The organism is Serratia sp. TSA_198.1 (assembly GCF_052686505.1).
The window spans coordinates 252,455-275,814 of record NZ_JBQZFP010000005.1 but is presented as its reverse complement, the minus strand read 5'-3'; the positions used below and the strand labels follow the sequence as shown (position 1 = coordinate 275,814).

Sequence of the window (23,360 nt, the reverse complement as noted above, 5' to 3'; positions counted from 1 at the left end):
CGATTCAATATGCAAAAAGGCGGTCTAATGACCGCCTCTTATCTTTCGCTGCAAGGGTTCAGCGTGCCGAACCCCTACAATACGCTTAGGTCTTTTTCTTGTCGCGGCTGTGTAAGCCACGTTTTTCCAGGCCGCGGTAAATCAGCTGCTGCTGGAGGATGGTGACCAGGTTACTGACGATGTAGTACAGCACCAGACCGGACGGGAACCACAGGAAGAACACTGTGAAGATCACCGGCATAAAGGTCATGATTTTCTGCTGCATCGGGTCAGTCACGGTGGTTGGCGACATCTTCTGGATGAAGAACATCGTCACGCCCATCAGGATTGGCAGAATGTAGTACGGGTCTTGCGCCGACAGGTCATGGATCCACAGGGCGAACGGCGCATGGCGCAGCTCAACCGAGCCCATCAACATGTAGTACAACGCCAGGAAGATTGGCATCTGGATAACCAGCGGCAGACAACCTCCCAATGGGTTCACTTTCTCGGACTTGTACAGCGCCATCATTTCCTGACTCATGCGCTGTTTGTCGTCACCGATACGCTCACGCATCGCCTGCAGTTTTGGCTGCAGCATGCGCATTTTCGCCATCGAGGTGTACTGCGCTTTGGTCAGCGGGTACATGATGCCGCGCACGATGAAGGTGATGATGATAATCGAGAAGCCCCAGTTACCGATAAAGCCGTGGATGAACTTCAGCAGTTTGAACAGCGGCTGGGAGATGAACCACAACCAACCGTAATCCACGGTCAGGTCCAGATGCGGCGCCAGTTGGGCCATCTGATCCTGCAGCTCCGGACCCACCCACAGGGTGGCATTCAGCTGTTGCTGCGCACCAGGCTGCACCACAACCGGGGTAGATTTGAAGCCGATGGTGGACAGGTTGTCACCAGGTTTAGCGGTATAGAAGGTATTGCTGCCCTGAGTTGCCGGCACCCATGCGGTGGCGAAGTATTGTTGCAGCATCGCAACCCAACCGCCCTGAGTGGTGACATTCAGGTTCTCGTCCTTGTCGAACGCATACTTCTGATATTTGTCTTCGCTGGAAGAGTACGCCGCGCCGCGGAAGGTGTGCAGAGCGAAGTTGTTGCTGCCGGTGTCGCGGTGCTTAGGCAGTTCAGTAGTCTGCTTCAGTTGGCCGAACAGGGTCAGCTCCAGCGGAGCGGTGCTTTTGTTGTCGACGTTGTAGTCAACGCCAACCGCGTAATGGTTACGCTTGAGCACGAAAGTCTTGGTGTAAACCGCACCGTCTTTGCCGGTGAAGGTCAGCGGGATGCGCAACTCATCCTGGCCTTCCGGCAGGGTGTAGTTGTCCTGCGCTGCCTGGAACAAAGGACGTTCGCCATTTGCCGGGTTATCCGGGCCGTTTCTGCCGGTCAGACCGCTTTGCGCCTGATAAACAAATGACGGGGTGTTTTCCAGCAGTTGGAATGGAGTCGATGAACCCAGGGTATCCGGGTAGGCCAACAGTTTAGCCTGCTCGATATCACCACCACGCGTGTTGATGGTCAGTGACAGCACGTCAGTGTTAACGGTAATCAGTTTACCCTGGCCACTGGCTGGCACAGCCTGGCTTGCAGCATCACCGGTAGCTGTGTTCGAAGTCTGTTGCGTGGTCTGGGCGACTGGTTGCGGAGCGTTGTCCGTTTGCCAGGCCTGCCAGATCATGAAAGACACGAACAGCAGAGCGATGAGGAAAAGATTGCGTTGCGAATCCATCGTTAGTGTTCTCTGTTATCGTCGGTTTTCGGCGGCACGGGATCATCGCCACCTGGGTTCAAGGGGTGGCATTTTAATACGCGTTTCAATGCTAACCAACTGCCTTTTATCATGCCAAACCTGCTTAATGCCTCAATTGCGTAATGAGAACATGTCGGCTGGAAGCGACAACGAGGCCCAAGCAACGGACTGATGACGAGCTGGTAAGCCCGCACCAGCCCGATCAGGATGCGGGAGCCTGGCGACAGTGGCGACGCCATAATTTTTCCAAAGCTTCCGTCAACGCGCGGTTATCCAAATCCGCTATCCCTTTTTTGGCCACCACGACAAAATCCATCGCCGGTAACTCGTGCTGACGTAAACGGAAGCTCTCGCGGGTAAGGCGTTTGATCCGGTTGCGTTCATGCGCGCGTTTGACGTGTTTTTTGGCGACGGTAAGACCGATGCGGGGATGCCCCAGCTGGTTCAGGCGGCCGAGGATGGTGATTTGCGGCGTGCCAGCCCGTTGTGGCTGCTGGAAGACGAAAGTGAAATGAGTGGGAGTTAACAAACGTAACTCCCTGGGAAAAGCGAGCTTAACCACTCAGCGGGTTAGCTTTTATTACTTAGAAACAGTCAGACGAGCACGGCCTTTCGCACGACGGCGGGCCAGAACTTGACGACCATTTTTGGTGGCCATACGAGCACGGAAACCATGGCTACGGTTGCGCTTCAATACGGACGGTTGGAAAGTGCGTTTCATGGCGATTTCTACCTAAACTTAAATAAGGACATAAGTCAAATGCGTTTGGCTACTCGGCGTGAAAGCTACCGACGCCTCAATCGCAATATATAAAGAGGCGGGATTGTAATAATTGTACAGTCCTGAGTCAATTCACATCGCGCGAGCCTACCTGGTTGTCTGCCAATACGGAGTAAAATCCGGTCTTGGCCCGTGGTCACAGCTGAATCCTGTCTGGCTAATGACTCACCATAAGGAACCAGGTATTACACGTAGGGCGAATATTATACGGATTCGGGGGTAAACCGCAAGGATCCTGAAGCGATCCTTGCGGTTAAAAGCCAGGATCCGAGGTGGATAACAGGGTATAACCGGTTGACAATGTAAAAAATACCGTCCTTCGGGCGGGATCTCGCCTGCAATTTGACGTGGATGGCGAAAAGATCGCCGCAGGCCGCGGCCTGTGGATAAAATGGATCTAATCTGTGATGAAGGGGAGGATCTCTTGCTCGGATTGCGCTATGATCCGTCATTCCGATCGCGATCTCTCAAGCGGGGATCGTGAGGGACATAAACCGTGAAAGGCGGTTCGCATGCCCCACTGGTGTTCAGCCGATGCCGGGCATGTGTCAAAAATCATGAGTTATAAAAAATTAGCCTGATTCTTTTCTTTTATTGATCTTGTTCGAGTGGAGTCCGCCGTGTCACTTTCGCTTTGGCAGCAGTGTCTTGCCCGATTGCAGGATGAGTTACCTGCCACAGAATTTAGTATGTGGATACGCCCATTGCAGGCGGAACTGAGTGACAACACCCTGGCGCTTTATGCGCCCAATCGCTTTGTGCTGGATTGGGTTCGCGATAAATACTTAAACAATATCAATGGGCTGCTGAATGATTTCTGCGGTACGGATGCCCCTTTGCTGCGTTTTGAAGTCGGCAGCAAACCGCTCACCCAAATCATCAGCCAGACCGTCACTGCCAGCGTCAGCGCACCTAGCGCGCCGGTGGTGCGCGCCGTAGCGCCTTCCCGGCCAAGCTGGGATAACGCGGCGCCACAGCCCGAACTGTCTTACCGCTCCAACGTTAATCCAAAGCACACCTTTGATAACTTTGTTGAGGGTAAATCCAACCAACTGGCGCGCGCGGCGGCCCGTCAGGTGGCGGATAATCCGGGCGGTGCCTATAACCCGTTGTTTCTGTATGGCGGTACCGGGTTGGGTAAAACTCACCTGTTGCACGCGGTCGGCAACGGCATCATGGCGCGCAAGGCCAACGCCAAAGTGGTCTATATGCACTCTGAACGTTTCGTGCAGGACATGGTAAAAGCCTTGCAGAACAACGCCATTGAAGAATTTAAGCGTTACTACCGTTCGGTCGACGCGTTGCTGATCGATGACATCCAATTTTTTGCCAACAAAGAGCGTTCGCAGGAAGAGTTCTTCCATACCTTTAACGCCCTGTTGGAAGGCAATCAGCAGATTATCCTGACGTCAGATCGCTATCCCAAAGAAATTAACGGGGTGGAAGATCGCCTCAAATCCCGTTTCGGTTGGGGCCTGACGGTGGCAATAGAGCCGCCGGAGCTGGAAACCCGAGTGGCGATCCTGATGAAAAAGGCCGACGAGAACAATATCCGTCTGCCGGGCGAAGTGGCGTTCTTTATTGCCAAGCGCCTGCGTTCCAACGTGCGTGAGCTCGAAGGGGCGCTGAACCGCGTGATCGCCAACGCGAACTTTACCGGCCGTGCCATTACCATTGATTTCGTGCGCGAAGCGCTGCGCGATCTGCTGGCACTGCAGGAGAAGCTGGTCACCATCGATAATATTCAAAAGACGGTGGCGGAATACTATAAAATTAAAATCGCGGATTTGCTGTCCAAGCGGCGTTCGCGTTCGGTTGCCCGCCCGCGCCAGATGGCGATGGCATTGGCAAAAGAACTCACCAACCACAGCCTGCCAGAAATCGGCGATGCGTTTGGTGGCCGCGACCATACCACGGTGTTGCACGCCTGCCGGAAGATTGAGCAGCTGCGTGAGGAAAGTCACGACATCAAAGAAGATTTCTCAAATTTAATCAGAACATTATCTTCCTAGCGCTATGAAATTTATCGTTGAACGTGAGCATCTGCTAAAACCGCTGCAACAGGTGAGCAGCCCGCTGGGCGGCCGCCCAACATTGCCAATTCTGGGTAACTTGCTGCTGCAGGTGACGGAAGGCTGCCTGCTGCTGACCGGCACCGATTTGGAGATGGAGATGGTGGCGCGCGTTGCCCTGTCCCAACCCCATGAAGCGGGCGCGACTACCGTCCCCGCGCGTAAATTCTTTGATATCTGCCGTGGCTTGCCGGAAGGGGCCGAGATCGCCGTAACGCTTGAAAGCGAACGCATGCTGGTGCGCTCCGGCCGCAGCCGTTTCTCGCTGTCAACGCTGCCGGCGGTGGATTTCCCGAACCTGGACGACTGGCAGAGCGAAGTTGAATTTACTCTGCCGCAGGCGACGCTGAAGCGCCTGATTGAGGCCACGCAGTTCTCGATGGCTCATCAGGACGTGCGCTACTACTTAAACGGCATGCTGTTCGAAACCGAAGGTGAAGAACTGCGTACCGTAGCAACCGACGGTCACCGCCTGGCGGTGTGCTCGATGCCTATCGGTCAGCAGCTGCCTTCGCATTCGGTGATCGTGCCGCGTAAAGGGGTGATGGAGCTGGTGCGTCTGCTGGACGGTGGCGATACGCTGCTGCAACTGCAGATCGGCAGTAACAATATTCGTGCCCACGTCGGTGATTTTATCTTCACCTCCAAGCTGGTTGACGGCCGTTTCCCCGATTATCGCCGCGTATTGCCGAAGAATCCGGACAAAACGCTGGAAGCCGGCTGCGACTTGCTCAAGCAGGCGTTTGCCCGCGCAGCCATTTTGTCGAACGAAAAGTTCCGCGGCGTGCGCCTGTATGTGAGCCAGAACCAGCTTAAGATCACCGCCAACAACCCGGAGCAGGAAGAAGCTGAAGAGATCCTTGATGTCAGCTACGACGGTACCGAGATGGAAATTGGTTTCAACGTCAGCTACGTGCTGGATGTGTTGAATGCGCTCAAGTGTGAAGATGTGCGCCTGCTGTTGACCGACTCGGTTTCCAGCGTGCAGATCGAAGACGGTGCGAGTCAGGCGGCGGCGTACGTCGTCATGCCGATGCGGTTGTAGAAATTATCGGGCTATCTTACTTGCCCCTTTGCGATTGGGCAGTGCTCGCAATCCTCGCGTACTCTGTGTACGCTCCGGTTGCTGCGCGCTGGCCGCGCGCAAATGGCCTGCGACGATTACGCCCTGGGCTGTTCGATGATTAAGATAACTGCAGCATGGCTCTGACGCGTTTACTGATTAAAGATTTCCGCAATATCGAAGCGGCGGATTTGGCTCTGGCGCCGGGATTCAATTTCCTGGTTGGGGCCAACGGCAGTGGGAAAACCAGCGTGCTCGAGGCGGTGTATACCCTTGGCCACGGGCGCGCATTTCGCAGCCTGCAGGCCGGAAGGGTGATCCGCCACGACCAGCCGGAGTTCATTTTGCACGGCCGTATTGAAGGCGCTGAGCGTGAAATATCCGTGGGATTAAGCAAGAGCCGTCAGGGAGACAGCAAAGTGCGCATCGATGGCAGCGACGGCCACAAAGTGGCTGAGCTGGCGCAGTTATTGCCGATGCAGCTGATTACCCCCGAAGGTTTTACCCTGCTAAACGGCGGGCCGAAATTTCGGCGCGCCTTCCTGGACTGGGGTTGTTTTCATAACGAACCCGGTTTTTTCACCGCCTGGAGCAACCTGAAACGGTTACTGAAGCAGCGTAATGCCGCGCTGCGCCAGGTCAGTCGCTATGCGCAGATCCGCGCCTGGGATCAGGAACTGATCCCGTTGGCCGAGCGTATCAGCGAGTGGCGGGCAGCTTACAGCGACGCGATTGCCGCGGATATCACCGCGACGTGCGCGCAGTTTTTGCCCGAATTTGCCCTGAGTTTCTCTTTCCAGCGCGGCTGGGACAAAGAGAGCGACTACGGAGAGCTGCTGGAGCGCCAGTTTGAGCGCGACAGGGCGTTAACCTATACCGCCGTGGGGCCGCATAAGGCGGACTTCCGCATCCGTGCCGAGGGCACGCCGGTAGAGGATTTATTATCGCGCGGTCAGCTAAAGCTGCTGATGTGCGCGTTGCGCTTAGCGCAGGGTGAGTTTCTCACCCGGCAGAGCGGGCGGCGTTGCCTGTATCTGATTGATGATTTTGCCTCCGAGCTGGACACCGGCCGTCGCCGGTTGCTGGCCGATCGCCTGAAAGCCACCCAGGCCCAGGTCTTTGTCAGCGCGGTAAGCGCTGAACAAGTGACCGATATGGCCGGTGAAAAGGGCAAGATGTTCCGCGTGGAACAGGGTAAAATAGAGGTTCAACCACAGGACTAAAATGAGCGAGAAACGTTGATGTCGAATTCTTATGACTCCTCAAGTATCAAGGTATTAAAAGGGCTGGATGCGGTGCGTAAGCGCCCGGGCATGTATATCGGCGACACCGATGATGGCACCGGTCTGCACCACATGGTATTCGAGGTTGTGGACAACGCTATCGACGAAGCACTCGCGGGCCACTGTAGTGACATTCAGGTGGTCATCCATGCCGATAACTCCGTTTCGGTACAGGATGACGGCCGTGGTATCCCGACCGGTATTCACGAAGAGGAAGGGGTTTCTGCGGCGCAGGTCATCATGACCGTGCTGCATGCCGGCGGCAAATTTGACGACAACTCCTACAAGGTATCCGGCGGCCTGCACGGCGTGGGTGTCTCCGTTGTTAACGCCCTGTCCGAGAAGCTGGAACTGGTTATTCGCCGCGAAGGCAAGGTGCATGAGCAGACCTACGCCATGGGTGAGCCGCAGGCACCGCTGAAAGTGGTCGGTGAAACCGATCAGACCGGCACCACGGTGCGTTTCTGGCCGAGCTACGAAACCTTCACCAACAACGTTGAATTTGAGTACGACATTCTGGCCAAGCGCCTGCGCGAGCTGTCTTTCCTTAACTCCGGCGTGTCTATCCGCCTGAAAGACAAACGCACGGACAAAGAAGACCACTTCCACTACGAAGGCGGCATCAAGGCGTTTGTCGAATACCTGAACAAAAACAAAACCCCAATCCACCCTAACGTGTTCTATTTCTCCACCGTGAAAGACGACATCGGTGTGGAAGTGGCGCTGCAGTGGAACGACGGTTTCCAGGAAAACATCTACTGCTTCACCAACAACATCCCGCAGCGCGATGGCGGTACCCATCTGGTCGGTTTCCGTACCGCGATGACCCGTACCCTGAACAGCTACATGGATAAAGAAGGCTACAGCAAAAAGGCTAAAATCAGCGCCACCGGCGATGATGCGCGTGAAGGCCTGATTGCCGTGGTTTCGGTGAAGGTGCCGGATCCCAAGTTCTCTTCCCAGACCAAAGACAAGCTGGTTTCCTCCGAGGTGAAAACCGCGGTTGAAACGCTGATGAACGAGAAGCTGGTCGATTATCTGATGGAAAACCCGGGCGATGCGAAAATCGTCGTCGGCAAAATCATCGATGCGGCGCGTGCCCGTGAAGCGGCGCGTAAAGCGCGTGAAATGACCCGTCGTAAAGGCGCGTTGGATCTGGCCGGCCTGCCGGGCAAACTGGCGGACTGCCAGGAACGCGATCCGGCGTTGTCCGAACTCTACCTGGTGGAAGGGGACTCTGCGGGCGGCTCTGCCAAGCAGGGGCGTAACCGTAAGAACCAGGCGATTCTGCCGCTGAAAGGTAAAATCCTCAACGTCGAGAAGGCGCGCTTCGACAAGATGCTGTCTTCGCAAGAAGTGGCGACGCTGATCACTGCGCTGGGTTGCGGCATCGGCCGTGACGAGTACAACCCGGACAAGCTGCGTTACCACAGCATCATCATCATGACCGATGCCGACGTCGACGGTTCGCACATCCGTACGCTGCTGTTGACCTTCTTCTACCGCCAGATGCCGGAAATCATTGAACGCGGCCACGTGTTCATTGCCCAGCCGCCGCTGTACAAGGTGAAAAAAGGCAAGCAGGAACAGTACATCAAAGATGACGAGGCAATGGATCAGTATCAGATCGCCATCGCGATGGACGGCGCAACCCTGCACACCAATGCCAACGCGCCGGCGCTTGCCGGTGAACCACTGGAAAAACTGGTGGCCGAGCACTACAGCGTGCAGAAGCTGATCGGTCGTATGGAACGCCGCTACCCGCGCGCGCTGCTGAACAATCTGATCTATCAGCCAACCCTGAATGAAAGCGATCTGAGCGATCAGAGCAAAGTGCAGGTATGGATTGAGTCGCTGGTGAAACTGCTGAACGATAATGAGCAGCATGGCAGCAGCTATGACTCGGTAATCTTCGAGAACCGCGAGCGCCAGATGTTTGAGCCGGTGCTGCGCATCCGTACCCACGGCGTGGATACCGACTACCCGCTGGACTTCGAGTTCTTCCACGGCGGCGAATATCGCAAAATCTGCCAACTGGGCGAAAAACTGCGTGGCCTGATCGAAGAAGATGCCTTCATCGAACGTGGCGAACGCCGTCAGCCGGTAGACAGCTTCGAGCAAGCGCTGGAGTGGCTGGTGAAAGAGTCGCGCCGTGGCCTGTCGATACAGCGTTATAAAGGTCTGGGCGAAATGAACCCTGAGCAGCTGTGGGAAACCACCATGGATCCGGAAAGCCGCCGCATGCTGCGTGTGACCGTGAAGGACGCCATCGCTGCCGATCAGCTGTTCACCACCCTGATGGGGGATGCGGTCGAACCGCGTCGTGCCTTTATCGAAGAAAATGCCCTGAAAGCGGCAAATATCGATATTTAACGCATTAATGGCTGTGAAAATCCGCGCCGGGCAACCCGCGCGGATTTTTTTACGCCTTTTTTGGCGCTGACAACGCGGGCTGAAACGCGTTAGCATGGGAAAAAACCACTGGGAGAAGCTTGAATGGCTATTGAACTGATTGCGATCGATATGGACGGCACGTTGCTTAATCCGCAGCACCAGATTACGCCTGCGGTGAAGCAGGCCATCACCGAGGCGCGCCGCAAAGGGGTTCACGTGGTGCTGGCTACCGGGCGGCCTTACGTCGGCGTTCAGGATTATCTGCGTCAGTTGGATATCCAGGGCCCCGGTGATTTCTGCATTACCTACAACGGCGCGCTGGTGCTGCAGGCGGTCGACGGCGCCTGCATCCTGCAGGAAACCCTGGGCTTCGAGGATTATCTCCACTTCGAGCAGATGGCGCGGGAGTTTGGTGTCCACTTCCAGGCGTTCGATTTCGATACCCTGTATACCCCGAACAAAGATATCGGCAAATACACCGTGCACGAGTCGGAAATGACCGGCATTCCGTTGAAATACCGCAGCGTAGAGGAGATGGATCGCCAGACTCGCTTCCCGAAGTTGATGATGATCGACGAGCCGGAGTTGCTGGATCGCGCCATTGCGCGCATTCCAGCCGAGACGCGGGAGCGTTACACCATCCTGAAAAGCGCGCCTTACTTCCTGGAGATTTTGCATAAACGGGTTGATAAGGGCACCGGGGTGAAAATGCTGGCAGAACACCTCGGCATTGCGCAGGAAAACGTGATGGCATTGGGCGATCAGGCCAATGATACCGCGATGATCGAGTACGCCGGCGTTGGCGTAGCGATGGGCAACGCCATCCCGGAACTGAAAGCGGTGGCGCAGTTCGTGACTACCGCCAATACTGAAGACGGCGTGGCGCGCGCCATCGAGAAGTTCGTGCTGAACGCCTGAGGCGTTGTTGCACCCCAGGGGCGCACCTGCGCCCCTGAAGCGCGTTAGAGCCGCGCTAAAATGCCTTTCACAATCTGGACGTCCTGAATCGCCAGCCCGGTAAGATCGGCAATAGTGATTTGTTGCGGGCTGCTGCGCAGCCTTCCCCCCTGCGCCAGAGCAGTGCCTAATTCGACGATCGGCTTCGATGTCAGCAAACCTTGCCGATAAGCGGTGGCGATCTCGCCATAGTCTGCGCATTGCGACAAGGCATCGACCAGCAACAGGTCCGCCCTGGCGACCAGATCGGTCGCCAGCTCCTGCTTGCCGTGGGTGTCTGCGCCAATTGCCGTGATATGGGTACCAGGCTGAATATCCGTCGCCTGCAAAATGGGCTCGCGGCTGGGGGTAGTGGTGACAATCAGCCGACAATGCGCCGCCAGCTCTGCCGCGTTTTGGGTGGTCTGCACCCGGAAACCCTCGGCTTCGGCATCGTGGCGAAAGGCTTGCAGAGCCGGTTCGTTGCGGCCCCATACCCAGACATCGCGGCATGGGGTGAGTGGTTTTAGCTGCTGCAGTTGCAACCGGGCCTGCATGCCGCAGCCGACGATGCCGATCGCCGGGATGTCCGTCGGGGCACACAGTTCGGCGGCAATACGCCCCGCCAGCGCGGTGCGTAACGCGGTCAGCCAGCCTTCGTCCAGCAGCAGCGCCTGTGGTTCGCCGGTCAGTGCAGAGAAGGCCATCAGCAACCCCTGATTGCTGGCCAACCCTTGCGCCGGGTTGCGATAGAAACCGGCGGACACCTTGACGACAAACTGCTCATCGCCTTCCAGCCACGCCGATTTGATACAGCAGTCGCCTGCTGCCTGCTCAAACAGAAAATGCTGTACCGGCGGCTGTTGTACCTGTTGGCGCGAGTAAGCAATAAATCCGGATTTAAGCAGTGACGTGATGCTATCTGCGTCGAAACTGTCAATTATCTGCTGCTGGTTAATGATTTTCATCGGCGATGGCCTTGAGGTATTTCTCCAGCACGATATTTTTTCCGCACAGCACCACAGCCACTTTTTTTCCCTGAAATTCCGGTGCCAGTTTGATGGCCGCCGCCAGAGCTACCCCGGCCGCGCCTTCAATAATCCAGCGATCGCTGGCGGCAATCTGGCGCATCGCCCGTTTGATTTCCGTTTCACTGACCAGAATTTTGCGATCGATCAGCTGCTGGCACAGTGGGAAGGTAATGGCGTTAGGCTCCACGCCGCCGGCGGTGCCGTCGGACAAAGTCTCCTGCTCCTCTACCGGGAAGATATGGCCGGCTTCCAGCGCGCTGTACATGCTGGTGGCATTCTCCGGCCAACAGGCGAACAGTTGGGTTTTCGGCGACAATTGCTGCAGTACGGTGCCAATACCTGAAATATAGCCACCGCCGCCTACGGCGACAATCACCGCATCCAGATCCGGTTGCTGTTCGACCAACTCCATGCCGCAGGTGCCCTGGCCGGCGATCACTTGCTCGTCGTTATAAGGGGAGACATAGACTTTGCCCTGTTCCTGGGCCGCCTTCTCGCCCGCCTGTTCCGCTTTCAGAGCATCCCCCGGCACTGTCACGACTTTACCGCCCAAAGCGCGGATGGTTTCGAGCTTGATCGCGGCGGCGGTTTCCGGCGCATAGACCGTCACGCTGACGCCCATCAGTTTGCCCGCCAGCGCCATCGCCTGGCCGTGATTACCGCTGGAGGCGGCGATCACCCCGCGTTGACGCTGTTCGTCACTCAGCAGTCGCAGTTTATTGCTGGCCCCGCGAAATTTGAATGAACCGGTTGGCTGCAGATGGTCGCATTTCAGATACAGCTCGCAACCCAGTTGCTGCGACAGCAGCACGCTGCGCTCCAACGGGGTCACGCGTACCTGAGGACGCAACTGCTGATGGGCGGAAACAATTGCGTCGAATAAGCTGCTCATACCGGTTCCTTTTATTTTCATCGGGTTGACGATCTTTTTGATCTGATTTTCCACATGGGTATTTTTCATTGATGTGGACTTTAAAATCCATATTGTACTTTATTGTATTTATTGTAAACCCCCCTGCGTCGACGGGAAGCACCTTGATGGGCGATGTGAAGCCCTTGCCCAATCCGGTAAGATGGTGACTTAGTGCCAACATGTGCAGGGGAGCCGCCATGAGCTATCGGGAAAAACAACTGACTTTTGAACCACGCGGACACCAGTTAACCAATATCAACGTCTGGACGCCAGACAGCCAGTGGCTGGCTTACGACGTGCGTCCGAACGGCGCTTCCTTTACCGGTCTGAGTATTGAACGGGTGAATACCAACAGCGGCAAGGTCGAGGTGGTATATCGCGCGCAGCAGGGTGCACATGTGGGCGTAGTGACCGTCAGCCCGGACGCACCGGCCCGTTACGCTTTTATTCACGGCCCGGAACACCCGGACAGCGTTTGGCATTACGACTTTCATCATCGCCGTGGCGTGATCGTCAGCGAACCGGATCTTGAACTGGCCGTGACTCTTGATGCGATGGATATCACTGCGCCCTATACCCCCGGGGCGCTGCGCGGTGGCACGCACGTTCACGTGTTCAGCCCGGACGGCAGTCGCCTGAGTTTTACCTATAACGACCACGTGATGCACGAGCTGGACCCTGCACGGGATCTGCGTAACGTAGGAGTGGCTGTGCCGTTGCAGGGCGTAAATCCGCCCAAGCAGCATCCGCGTGAATATGATGGCAGCCATTACTGCGTGTTGGTCAGTGAAACGACGCCGCAGCCGCAGCCGGGCAGCGATCAGATTAACCGTGCCTACGAAGAGGGTTGGGTCGGGCAACGTGGCTATTTACGGCCCGATGGACGCCAACAGCGTTGGGCACTGGCGTTTATCGGCGACACGCGTTCCGCTGCCGGCGAAAAGTTGCCGGAAGTGTTTATTGTCGACCTGCCGCGCGACGACGGCGATTACGCTAAAGCCGGCTCCCGACCGCTGCAGGGCACCCCGACCCATTTACCCGCTCCCCCTTTGGGCGTGCGCCAACGTCGCCTGACCTTTACCGGCGGGCGTCGTTATCCCGGCGTTGTCACCGCACCGCGCCACTGGCTGCGCAGTTCGCCTGATGGCAGCATGATTGCCTTTCTGATGAAGGATGACGAGGGCGTAGTGCAGCTGTGGACGGTTACGCCGAACGGCGGTGAGCCGCGCCAAATTACCCGGGGTGAGCATGGGATCCAGTCTGCGTTCAGTTGGCATCCGCAGGGCGGGCGAATCGCGCTGGTGTGCGATAACAGCCTGATGCTGTGCGAGGTGCCCAGCGGCCGCATGCAGCGCCTGACGAAACGCACCGCGCTGCCACCGTCGGGCGATGCCATTGTCTTTTCGCCGGACGGTAACCAAGTGGCGTTTATGCGCGAGGTTGAGGGTTTCAGCCAGATTTTTGTGGCTGCGGTGTGATCAGGATGCGGGCCGGGCAGCCCGCGTCAGAGCCTTTTAATGTGCGGCTACGCTGGCTGCATGGCTGGGATCGCCGCTGGCCGCCAGGTTCTGCTCTTCGCCGCGCAGGATGCGTGCTCTCGGTGAGTCTGCGGTGTCGTCACTGCCGGAGCGCATATAGTCGTAAGGCAGCAGCACGGTGTCCATCACGGCCGAGAAGGGCAGATCCAGCGCCACCAGCGGCATCATCGCCCAACTGGTGTTGTCGTCCTTCAGCATGCCCACGCTGGCGCGGGTACCCGGATAGTAGCCCTGATTCGGGCCGGTGTGGCTCATCACGCTGGAGCAGCCGTTTGTCGCCAGCAGCATGCAACTGGTTGCTATCACTTTTATCGTTTTCATTATTCCATCCTGCAGGGTGCTGTTCCCTAAAATTTGCTGATCTATAACATCTTGTCGATGTTTTAAAAGGAGCAAGGTCACGCTCTGTGGCGGCTCTCTCACTTTATTGTAAGGGATAAAAAAACTTTCGCCGAACTGATTGTCATTTTTTTGATCGCCGCCGGTTGAAATGATGAAATCAACCCCCATTTTCTTATCAGAAGCAAATTAAGAATTTGCCGTAAGGGAATTCTTATTATTAGCCTGTCCTTAGTGGAAGGCGTAATTATTAAACCTCGCTGAAGTGCCTTAGGAGGCTGTTTTATGCGCAATTTCGATCTTTCCCCGCTATACCGTTCCGCCATTGGTTTTGACCGCTTGTTTAACGCGCTGGAGGCTGGGCAGAGCCAGGGGAATGGCGGCTACCCACCTTATAATGTTGAGCTGGTGGATGAAAACCATTATCGCATTGCGATCGCGGTGGCCGGGTTTGCCGAGCAGGAACTGGAAATCACCACCCAGGACAATCTTCTGATTGTGCGTGGTGCCCATAATAACGAACCTGCTGAAAGAACCTACTTATATCAAGGTATTGCCGAGCGTAACTTCGAGCGTAAATTCCAGCTGGCCGAGCATATCCAAATTAAAGGCGCGAAGCTGGAGAATGGGTTGTTGTATATCGATATGGAACGCATCGTACCGGAAACATTAAAACCGCGCCGGATTGAAATTAAATAATTCTTATTTCATCAGCGAAACGTCTCGCTGGTGTTAAATGTTAACTTGCCCGCCGTCAGGGGGCATACCTTAATTTACCCTATGAATTTTAAGTTACGGCCAGGCGACCCGCTCATTCATCCTATGGGGCTTACCAAGGTAAGTGACAGGGGTGACAAATTTGCCGGGAGCAGATTTGAACGGGCCGCATCACCGAGGGCAGGTAACGACGCCGTAGCTTGAAAGGCGACGGGTAAAATCTCGCTTCATAGAAGGAGTTTACATCATGCGTAATTACGATCTGTCACCTTTGCTGCGTCAGTGGATTGGTTTCGACAAGTTGGCCAGCTCAATGGGCGGCCAGGAACCCCAGGGCTTCCCGCCGTACAACATCGAGAAAAGCGACGACAACCACTACCGCATTTCTCTGGCGCTGGCCGGGTTCAAACAAAGCGAACTGAACATTGAAGTGGAAGGGCCGCGCCTGACCGTGAGCGGTAAGCCGACGCCGCCGGAAAAACAGGTGGAATACCTGCATCAGGGGCTGGTGTGCAAAGAGTTTACTCTGACTTTCACGCTGGCCGAGCACTTGCAGGTTGCTGAGGCGCAGTTTGAAAATGGCCTGTTGCACATCGATCTGGTGCGTCAGGTGCCGGATGCCTTGCAACCGCAGCGCATCGCCATCGGCACCACTCCGGGGTTAGAAGCTCAGTAACCGACTGAAAAAAATCGGTAATAACACGGGGGAAGTCCAAGCGGGCTTCCCCCGTTGCATTCTGTGGCGTAACCCACATTCCCCCCGTCCCGCTTATGCCAGAATCCCTATTAATTGTGTGATTTAACCGCAAACCGATTGTTAAACTTCTGGCAAGGATGTGACCTATGAGCGATATCGCCCTGACCGTCAGCATGTTGGCGTTGGTGGCCGTTCTCGGGCTGTGGATGGGTAACTGGAAGGTGTATGGTGTCGGGCTGGGCATTGGCGGGGTCCTGTTCGGCGGCATTATCGTGGGGCATTTCGCCCAGAGCTGGCAAATCAGTCTTAACGGCGACATGCTGCATTTCATTCAGGAATTCGGGCTGATCCTGTTCGTTTACACCATTGGCATTCAGGTGGGCCCAGGTTTCTTTTCTTCCCTGCGGGTGTCCGGGCTGCGGCTCAACGGTTTCGCCATTTTACTGGTGCTGGTTGGCGGCGTGGTGGCGGCGGGGGTTCACAAGCTGTTTGCCGTGCCGCTGCCGATCATTCTCGGCGTGTTCTCCGGCGCGGTCACCAATACCCCCGCGCTCGGTGCCGGGCAGCAAATTCTTACCGATCTGGGGTCCGATCCGGCGTTGGTCGATCGCATGGGGATGGGTTACGCCATGGCCTATCCGTTCGGTATCTGCGGCATCCTGCTGGTGATGTGGCTGATCCGCCTGTTCTTTCGTATCAATATCGATAAAGAAGCGCAGGCGTTTGAAAACAGCCTGGGCAATCACCACGAACTGCTGCACACCATGAACGTGGCGGTGCGTAATCCCAATCTGCAGGGGATGGCGATAAAAAATGTGCCGCTGCTGAATGGGGAGGACATCGTCTGCTCACGGCTGAAACGCGGCGAGCTGCTGATGGTGCCCGCGCCGCTCGAGAGGCTGGAGTTGGGCGACTATCTGCATCTGGTAGGAAAGCGCGAGAGCCTGGAAAATGCCCGGCTGGTGATTGGCGAAGAGGTGGACGTTTCGTTGTCAACGCGCGGCACGGCGTTACAGGTGGTGAGGGCGGTGGTGACCAATGAGAAGGTGCTGGGCAGCAAAATCCGCGATCTCAACCTGAAGCGGAAATATGACGTGGTGATCTCGCGCCTTAACCGTTCCGGGGTTGAACTGGTGGCCGGCAGCAACGTTACGTTGCAATTTGGCGATATCCTCAACCTGGTTGGCCGGCCGGAATCGATTGAAGCGGTCGCGGCCATCGTCGGCAACGCTCAGCAGAAATTGCAACAGGTGCAGATGTTGCCGGTATTTATCGGCATTGGGCTGGGAGTGTTGCTGGGTTCTGTCCCGCTGTTTGTACCGGGTTTCCCGGCGGCATTGCGCCTTGGGCTGGCCGGCGGGCCGCTGGTGGCGGCATTGATCCTCGGGCGTATCGGCAGCATTGGCAAGCTGTACTGGTTTATGCCGCCGAGCGCCAACCTGGCGCTGCGCGAGTTGGGCATTGTGCTGTTTCTGGCAGTGGTGGGGCTGAAATCGGGGGGGAACTTTGTCGATACCCTGATGCATGGCGAAGGGCTGGCGTGGATTGGCTACGGCGCGTTGATTACCGCTATCCCGTTGCTCAGCGTGGGTGTGCTGGCGCGGGTCGTGGGCAAGATGAATTATCTGACGCTGTCCGGCATGCTGGCAGGTTCGATGACCGATCCGCCGGCGCTGGCCTTCGCCAACGGCCTGCACCCGACCAGCGGCGCTGCCGCGCTGTCTTACGCCACGGTTTACCCTCTGGCGATGTTCCTGCGCATCATGTCGCCGCAGTTGCTGGCGGTGCTGTTTTGGGCGATGTAGCGAGCCGGGGCGCAGCTGTTACCTGCTAACTGCGCCCCGGCTCAGGCATCAGCCCGCTTCCTGGTGCGCGCGTTCGATCTCTTCCGCCAAAATCGCCACGCCGCGCTCGATTTTCTCCGGATCCGGCACGTAGTTCATCCGCATGCACTGGTGAGTATGCGGCCATTCATGCTCCAGTCCCGGGAAGAAGTAGTGGCCCGGCACCATCAGCACGCCGCGTTTTTTCAGGCGCTGATACAGCAGCTCGGTGGTGATCGGCAGATCCTTGAACCACAGCCAAAGGAAAATCGCCCCTTCCGGTTTGTGGATCAGGCAACGCTCTGGCGACAGATAGCGGCGGATTATCTCGATGGTGTGTTCAACGCGCTGTTTGTAGAACGGGCGGATCACCTCGTTCGACAGGCGCAGCAGATCGCCGCGTTCGATCATTTCCGCTGCCATCGCCGGCCCCATGCTGCCCGGTGACAGGCTGATGATGCCGTTCATGTTGGTCAGGGCGCTGATGACTTTCTCATCGGCAATCACGATGCCGCAGCGTGAGCCGGGCAACCCGAGCTTGGACAAGCTCATGCACAAGATGATGTTCGGGTTCCACAGCGGCGTCGCTTCGCTGAAGATAATTCCGGGGAACGGCACGCCGTAGGCGTTATCGATCACCAGCGGAATATTGCGTTGCTGCGCCAGCAGATCGAGCTTCATCAGCTCTTCGTCGGTGATCACGTTACCGGTTGGGTTGGTCGGGCGCGACACGCAGATCATGCCGATGTCGTCGCCAATGTGCAGGTGTTCGAAATCAACGTGATATTTGAATTGACCTTCCGGCAGCAGCTCGATATTGGGCTTGGCCGACACGAACAGACCCTCGTCCAGCCCGGCGTCGGCGTAGCCGATATATTCCGGCGCCAGCGGGAACAGCACGCGGCGACGGCTGCCGTCGGCATAACGCCCGGCAAACAGGTTAAACAAGTAGAAAAATGCGCTCTGGCTGCCGTTTGTTAGTGCAATATTCTGTGGTGAAATCTGCCAGCCCAGCTCGTCACGCAGCAAAGTAGCCAGCGCTTTCAGCAGGGCGTCTTTGCCCTGCGGGCCATCGTAGTTACACAGCGCCTCGGTCAGTTTGCCCTGGTCGAGCATGTCCTGACACAGTTGTTTGAAGTAACTTTCCATCTCTGGAATTTGCGCCGGATTGCCGCCGCCGAGCATGATGGCACCGGGCGTGCGCAGGCCTTCGTTCAGGTCATCCATTAAACGGGTAATGCCCGCGTAACGGGTAAATTTGTCGCCGAAAAGTGAAAAAGTCATAGGTGCAGCAGTATTGTTTTTAGCAGGTAATCGCCCACCATACCGCCAGATAATTTTCGGCGCAATGCGGTTCATAAAACAACCACCGGGGATAAACTTCACCCGGTGGTTGTTTTCCAGCAGATTGTACTGAATTAATGTGACCGATCGCCGACCCACACCACCATCACCTTGTCGTCGCCAAGCCGGCGGCTGAAGGCATAGTAGCCTGCGGTTTGCTGCGACTGTTGCACACCGGCCCCGATCGCCGGATGGCGGGCACGGAACTGCCCAAGCCTTTGCCAATGCGCCAGCAGTGGCGCTTTGGCGCCTTGCAGTTCACGCCAGTTCATATCGGAACGCGTGCCCTGCAGCGGATCCGAACCGGTCGGGCCGAGCTGGCGGCCGCTTTCATCACCGTAGTAAATTTGCACCGCCCCCGGGGCCAGCAGCAACAGATCTGCCGCACGCTGCTGCAATGGTAGCGAACCTTTGGCATCGCTGGCGAAGAACAGCCGGGTATCGTGCGAGGAGATATAGCTCAGTACGTTGAAATCCTGCAGCTTGTCGGCCATTTGCTGGTAAGTGGCGTCGATACTGGAGAAACAGCTCAGCGCCTGCGAAACCTGATCCTGAAAATCGAAATTGATCATCGCGTCAAAGCCATTCTGGTAATAGTCGCTTTTCATCACGCCGTGGCCCCAGGCTTCGCCAGTCATCCAGAATGGGGCGTCATCCAGCGCCTGGTGTGGATTGGCGGCTTTCCATTGCGCCAGCGCCGCCGTGGCTCGCTGTTTCAGCAGCGCCAGCGTGGGTTTCTCCACGTGCTTGGCGGTATCGACGCGGAAGCCGTCGATACCGTAATCGCGCACCCATTGGCTGAGCCAGGTGGTCAGGTAATCGCGGGTCGTGGCACCGGGAATATCCTGTGCGGCGGTGTCGGGTTTGTGGCGATAGAACAGCGGCAGGCCACTGGCGCCGGGCGCTTCAGTTTTGATGTCCGGGAGGAAGGCCAGTGACATGGTGAGGTCGTTATAACCCGGCGAGTCATAGTCGCCGATATCGGTGCGGATCCAGTTTTTTCCCCACCATGGGCTCCAGCCTGCCTTGTCGCTGAAATTAATGTAATCGTTGAAGCTGTGCCAGTTTTGCCCTGGACCAGGCCGCCAGTCGCCCCAGTTTTTACCCAGCGTTTTTTCGATTTCCGCGCCCTTCAGGTAGAGCGAGCCGAAGTGGAAGGTCTGCATATCGGCCAAGGTGGCGTAGCCGACATGGTTCACCACCACGTCGAACAGAATGCGGATGCCGCGTTGGTGCGCCTGTTCGACCAGTTTGCGCAGGTCTTGCCCGGTGCCCATATTGGCGTCGAGCCGGGTCCAGTCCAGTGCGTAGTAGCCGTGATAAGCGTAGTGCGGGAAATCGCCTTTGGTGCCGCCGCCGACCCAACCGTGGATCTGTTCCAGCGGCGAGCTGATCCACAGTGCGTTGACGCCAAGTTGTTGCAGGTAATCCAGCTTTTGCGTCAGCCCGGCGAGATCGCCGCCGTGGAAGGTGCCGATCTCCTGCATGCCGTCGCTGCGGCGGCCGTAGCTGTGGTCGTTGGCCGGGTTGCCGTTTTCAAAGCGATCGGTCAGTGCGAAATAGACCGTGGCGTTGTGCCAGTTGAACGGTGCCGGTTTTTCCGTGCCGGCGGATTCCAGCAGCAGCATGCCGCCGCTGCCTGCGGCAGGCTGAAGGGTCACTTTGCCCAGACTGACCCTGGCCGTTTGGCCGGAATAGAAATCGCGCACCGTTTCGCCTTCGGCAAAGGTCGCCGCTACGTCAAGGGTGACGGGCTTGCCGTCCCAGCGCTGGCAGATGTGGGTTGCCGCTGCTGCGGTGGCCTGTGGGGCCGTTTTCAGGCTGAGCAGCAGCGTCGGCGTACCGCTGCGGGTATCGACGCGCACCCGGTATTCACCGTCGCGGAACAGCCGCCAGTTGACCGGAGGGCCATCGCCGCAAGGTTGCAGCGACAGGGTTTGATTCAGCCTGGCCGCAGTGGTCGGCTGCCAGCATTGCCGATCCTGATAAATTTTCAGCGGCAGTTCGCCCTTGGGCAGCGTGGCTTGGCTGGTGAACAGCCCGGCGGTGGATTCGTCAAAGGCCGGGAAGCTTTGCAGTGTCCAGCTTGCTGTTGCGGCTGGTGACAGCAGCATCAGCAGGGGTAGGGTCAGGCGTTTCATGGCTCTCCTTACGCGTGGCAGGAAGCGTTTTTATTCTGAGGTAACGCTCAGTGTGACAAATGAAGAAAAAATAGCCTCATCCTGATGGCGTATTTTCAGGGAGGAGGGAGAAGGGGGATAAGAGGAAAGAATATGGGCGGGAAAACTCCCGCCCGTTATGACTATTTCTTCAGCAACTGCGGATTGACGCAGTTTTCTTTTACCGTACCGGTCAGGGCGGCAATCAGGTTATCTACCGCGCATTCGGCCATCGCATTGCGGGTTTCATGAGTGGCGGAGCCGATGTGCGGCAGTGCCACCACGTTCGGCAGCGTCAGCAGCGGCGAAGAGACCGGCAGCGGCTCTTTCTCGAAGACGTCCAGCCCGGCGGCGTGGATCGTTCCGTTCTGCAACGCTTCTATCAGTGCGGCTTCATCCACCACCGGGCCACGGCCGGCGTTGATCAAAATACCGCTCTTTTTCATCTTCGCCAGTTGGTCGCGGCTGATCATATGGAAGGTTTCTTCGGTCAGCGGCAGCGTGATGCAGATGAAATCGGACTCGGCCAACAGGGTGTCCAGATCGCAGCGGCGGGCGTTAAAACGCGTCTCGGCCTCTTCGTGGGTGCGGCGGGCGTTGTACAGTATCGGCATGCCGAAGCCGAAATGAGCACGCTGCGCCAGCGCCAGGCCGATGCGGCCCATGCCGAGGATGCCGAGGGTTTTATGGTGCACGTCGACGCCAAACCAGTCCGGCCCGATGCTGCCCTGCCATTCACCGGCTTTTACCCGCTCGGCCACTTCCACCACGCGGCGCGCCGTCGCCAGCACCAGGCTCATGATGGTATCGGCGACGGTTTCGGTCAGCACGGTCGGGGTATGCATCAACACCACGTTATGGGCGTTAAGCGCGTCGACGTCGAAATTGTCGTAACCGACGGAAATGGTCGAAGCGGCGCGCAGCTTGGGTGTTTGTTGCAGGAAAGCTTCATCAATCTTGCCGCCGGAACCGATGATCCCTTCCGCTTGAGCGAGCGCTTGTTTCAGCTCGTCGCGGTTATCCGGCGACAGGCCGTCGAAGGCGTGCACGGTGAAGTGCTGTTCCAGCCGTTGACGCAATTCGGTGGGGATGCTTTTGTACAATACGATAGAAGGCTTCATCACGAACTCCAGCAATACCCTTTGTCTTTCAGGCTGCAGCGTTGTTGGCTACAACCGGAAATCCATCGGGTATGTTCAACAGAAAATAAAGTATAACGAGATCAGGCTACTTGTGGATGAACCTCGTTGCGAGCGGGTTTGACGATCAGCGTCACGACGACCGCCACGATCAGCGCTATGGCCATAAACATATAAGAAGCTGACGGGTTGCCGGTCGCGCCGTTCAGGTAGCCGACGAACCAGGAGCCGAAGAAGGAGCCCAGCGCACCCATGCTGTTGATCAGCGCCATCGCGCCACCGGCGACGTTTTTCGGCAGCATTTCCGGAATGATGGCGAAGAAGGGTCCGTACGGGGCATACATTGCCGCACCGGCGATCACCAGCAGACCGTAGGAAACCCAGAAATGGTTGGTGCCGACGGCATAGGAACCGAAGAACGCCAGCGCGCCGATCAGCAGCAGCGGCCAGACGAACAGTTTGCGGTTCTGCATTTTGTCCGAAGCCCAAGACACCAGGATCATGGAGATAGTCGCCGCCAGGTAAGGCACCGACGACAGCCAGCCGGCTTCCACCATGCCCATTTGCATGCCGCTGCGCAAAATGGACGGCAACCACAGCACGAAGCCGTACACGCCGATGCTCCAGGCGAAATACTGTACGCACAGCAAGATCACGTTGCGTGAGCGGAAGGCTTCACCGTAGTTGCGCACCGCCTTGATGCCTTTCTGCTCCTCATCAAGCTGCTTTTGCAGCGCCGATTTTTCGTCTTCGCTCAACCATTTGGCCTGCGCCGGCTTGTCTTTCGCCAGCACCCACCAGCAGAAGGCCCAGAGTACCGCCGGAATACCTTCGATGATGAACATCTCGCGCCAGCCGAAGGCGTGGATCAGGTAGCCGGAAACCACCGACATCCACAACACGGTGACCGGGTTACCGAGGATCAGGAAGGTATTGGCGCGTGAACGTTCTGATTTGGTGAACCAGTTGCTGATGTAAATCAGCATCGCCGGCATCACGGCCGCTTCCACCACGCCGAGAATAAAGCGAATGGCGGCCAGCATCGGGATATTGCTGACCACGCCGGTCAACGAGGCGCAGCCACCCCACAGGATCAGGCACCAGAAGATCAGTTTTTTTACGCTGCGGCGTTCGGCATAGATCGCGCCGGGAATTTGGAAGAAGAAATAGCCAAGGAAAAACAGCGCGCCCAGCAGCGAAGACATGCCTTTGGTAATGCCCAGATCGTCGTTGATGCCGGCGGCCGAGGCAAAGCTGAAGTTAGCGCGATCGAGGTAGGCCAGGCTGTAGGTGATAAACACGATGGGCATGATGTACCACCAGCGTTTGGCCGCGAGAGTGACTGTATTCATGTTCAGATTCCTCAGTGGTGTCGTATTCCCGTTGC

At 57.1% G+C, this 23,360-nt stretch carries 20 protein-coding genes; 9 read left to right on the top strand and 11 right to left on the bottom strand.

Translation table 11 applies throughout. From position 1 onward, the window contains the following. Positions 1-85: 85 nt before the first annotated feature. From yidC to rpmH, 4 genes are read right to left on the bottom strand one after another with little or no spacing between them, the layout of a single operon-like run. Positions 86-1,723: a membrane protein insertase YidC gene (gene yidC / locus ACUTSW_RS19975; protein ID WP_004950541.1), complete on the bottom strand. Its 1,638-nt coding sequence runs from the start codon at positions 1,721-1,723 to the stop codon at positions 86-88. 2 nt (positions 1,724-1,725) lie between these two features. Then, complete coding sequence (yidD, locus tag ACUTSW_RS19970) at positions 1,726-1,983, bottom strand: membrane protein insertion efficiency factor YidD (RefSeq protein ID WP_004933881.1); 258 nt, start codon at positions 1,981-1,983, stop codon at positions 1,726-1,728. Next, on the bottom strand, positions 1,947-2,306 hold the full coding sequence (gene rnpA, locus ACUTSW_RS19965) for a ribonuclease P protein component (protein WP_004950547.1): 360 nt from the start codon (positions 2,304-2,306) through the stop codon (positions 1,947-1,949). The genes yidD and rnpA overlap by 37 nt, the downstream gene beginning before the upstream one ends. An 18-nt stretch (positions 2,307-2,324) precedes the next feature. Continuing rightward, positions 2,325-2,465, bottom strand: coding sequence for a 50S ribosomal protein L34 (gene rpmH / locus ACUTSW_RS19960; RefSeq protein ID WP_000831330.1), 141 nt, complete (start codon positions 2,463-2,465; stop codon positions 2,325-2,327). A gap of 680 nt (positions 2,466-3,145) precedes the next feature. Between rpmH and dnaA the strand changes: the two genes are divergently transcribed. The 5 genes from dnaA (at position 3,146) to yidA (ending at position 10,255) form a co-directional block, all read left to right on the top strand. Next, positions 3,146-4,537, top strand: coding sequence for a chromosomal replication initiator protein DnaA (gene dnaA / locus ACUTSW_RS19955; protein ID WP_004950554.1), 1,392 nt, complete (start codon positions 3,146-3,148; stop codon positions 4,535-4,537). A 4-nt stretch (positions 4,538-4,541) separates the two neighbouring features. Continuing rightward, a complete protein-coding gene (dnaN, locus tag ACUTSW_RS19950; protein ID WP_004950557.1) occupies positions 4,542-5,642 on the top strand; it encodes a DNA polymerase III subunit beta in 1,101 nt (366 codons plus the stop codon). 155 nt (positions 5,643-5,797) lie between these two features. Further along, on the top strand, positions 5,798-6,883 hold the full coding sequence (gene recF / locus ACUTSW_RS19945) for a DNA replication/repair protein RecF (protein WP_006322860.1): 1,086 nt from the start codon (positions 5,798-5,800) through the stop codon (positions 6,881-6,883). Positions 6,884-6,901: 18 nt separating this feature from the next. Continuing rightward, on the top strand, positions 6,902-9,316 hold the full coding sequence (gene gyrB / locus ACUTSW_RS19940; RefSeq protein ID WP_062869106.1) for a DNA topoisomerase (ATP-hydrolyzing) subunit B: 2,415 nt from the start codon (positions 6,902-6,904) through the stop codon (positions 9,314-9,316). A 123-nt stretch (positions 9,317-9,439) separates the two neighbouring features. Further along, positions 9,440-10,255, top strand: a complete 816-nt coding sequence (gene yidA, locus ACUTSW_RS19935) for a sugar-phosphatase (RefSeq protein ID WP_445585191.1) — start codon at positions 9,440-9,442, stop codon at positions 10,253-10,255. Positions 10,256-10,299: 44 nt separating this feature from the next. Here yidA and ACUTSW_RS19930 read toward each other — a convergent pair whose 3' ends face one another. Both ACUTSW_RS19930 and ACUTSW_RS19925 read right to left on the bottom strand, forming a co-directional pair. After that, positions 10,300-11,241: an ornithine cyclodeaminase family protein gene (locus ACUTSW_RS19930; protein ID WP_445585190.1), complete on the bottom strand. Its 942-nt coding sequence runs from the start codon at positions 11,239-11,241 to the stop codon at positions 10,300-10,302. After that, positions 11,228-12,196 carry a threonine/serine dehydratase gene (locus ACUTSW_RS19925; RefSeq protein WP_445585189.1) on the bottom strand — a complete coding sequence of 323 codons (969 nt, stop codon included), beginning with the start codon at positions 12,194-12,196 and terminating at the stop codon, positions 11,228-11,230. The genes ACUTSW_RS19930 and ACUTSW_RS19925 overlap by 14 nt, the downstream gene beginning before the upstream one ends. Positions 12,197-12,414: 218 nt before the next feature. Here ACUTSW_RS19925 and ACUTSW_RS19920 point away from each other — a divergent pair, with 218 nt between their 5' ends. Next, a complete protein-coding gene (locus ACUTSW_RS19920; RefSeq protein WP_445585188.1) occupies positions 12,415-13,695 on the top strand; it encodes a DUF3748 domain-containing protein in 1,281 nt (426 codons plus the stop codon). A gap of 36 nt (positions 13,696-13,731) precedes the next feature. Here ACUTSW_RS19920 and ACUTSW_RS19915 read toward each other — a convergent pair whose 3' ends face one another. Then, the gene (locus tag ACUTSW_RS19915; protein ID WP_004950571.1) at positions 13,732-14,076 is read right to left on the bottom strand and encodes a YceK/YidQ family lipoprotein; all 345 of its coding nucleotides are present in this window, start codon (positions 14,074-14,076) and stop codon (positions 13,732-13,734) included. 303 nt (positions 14,077-14,379) lie between these two features. Here ACUTSW_RS19915 and ibpA point away from each other — a divergent pair, with 303 nt between their 5' ends. The 3 genes from ibpA to ACUTSW_RS19900 all read left to right on the top strand — a co-directional run bounded on the left by ibpA (position 14,380) and on the right by ACUTSW_RS19900 (position 17,313). Then, positions 14,380-14,793, top strand: a complete 414-nt coding sequence (ibpA, locus tag ACUTSW_RS19910; protein ID WP_004950577.1) for a small heat shock chaperone IbpA — start codon at positions 14,380-14,382, stop codon at positions 14,791-14,793. A gap of 265 nt (positions 14,794-15,058) precedes the next feature. Beyond that, on the top strand, positions 15,059-15,487 hold the full coding sequence (ibpB, locus tag ACUTSW_RS19905; protein WP_004950579.1) for a small heat shock chaperone IbpB: 429 nt from the start codon (positions 15,059-15,061) through the stop codon (positions 15,485-15,487). 167 nt (positions 15,488-15,654) lie between these two features. Then, on the top strand, positions 15,655-17,313 hold the full coding sequence (locus tag ACUTSW_RS19900; RefSeq protein ID WP_004950583.1) for a putative transporter: 1,659 nt from the start codon (positions 15,655-15,657) through the stop codon (positions 17,311-17,313). Between the two features lie 48 nt (positions 17,314-17,361). On the opposite strand, the gene ACUTSW_RS19895 is transcribed toward ACUTSW_RS19900, so the two are convergent. From ACUTSW_RS19895 to ACUTSW_RS19880, 4 genes are all read right to left on the bottom strand, one after another. Further along, entirely contained in the window at positions 17,362-18,615 is a 1,254-nt protein-coding gene (locus ACUTSW_RS19895) for a valine--pyruvate transaminase (protein WP_445585187.1), read from the bottom strand. Between the two features lie 134 nt (positions 18,616-18,749). Beyond that, the gene (locus tag ACUTSW_RS19890; protein ID WP_445585186.1) at positions 18,750-20,816 is read right to left on the bottom strand and encodes an alpha-amylase; all 2,067 of its coding nucleotides are present in this window, start codon (positions 20,814-20,816) and stop codon (positions 18,750-18,752) included. Positions 20,817-20,977: 161 nt separating this feature from the next. Continuing rightward, complete coding sequence (gene ghrB, locus ACUTSW_RS19885; RefSeq protein ID WP_445585185.1) at positions 20,978-21,955, bottom strand: glyoxylate/hydroxypyruvate reductase GhrB; 978 nt, start codon at positions 21,953-21,955, stop codon at positions 20,978-20,980. A gap of 101 nt (positions 21,956-22,056) precedes the next feature. Next, complete coding sequence (locus ACUTSW_RS19880) at positions 22,057-23,325, bottom strand: MFS transporter (protein WP_062792222.1); 1,269 nt, start codon at positions 23,323-23,325, stop codon at positions 22,057-22,059. Between the last annotated feature and the right edge of the window lie 35 nt (positions 23,326-23,360).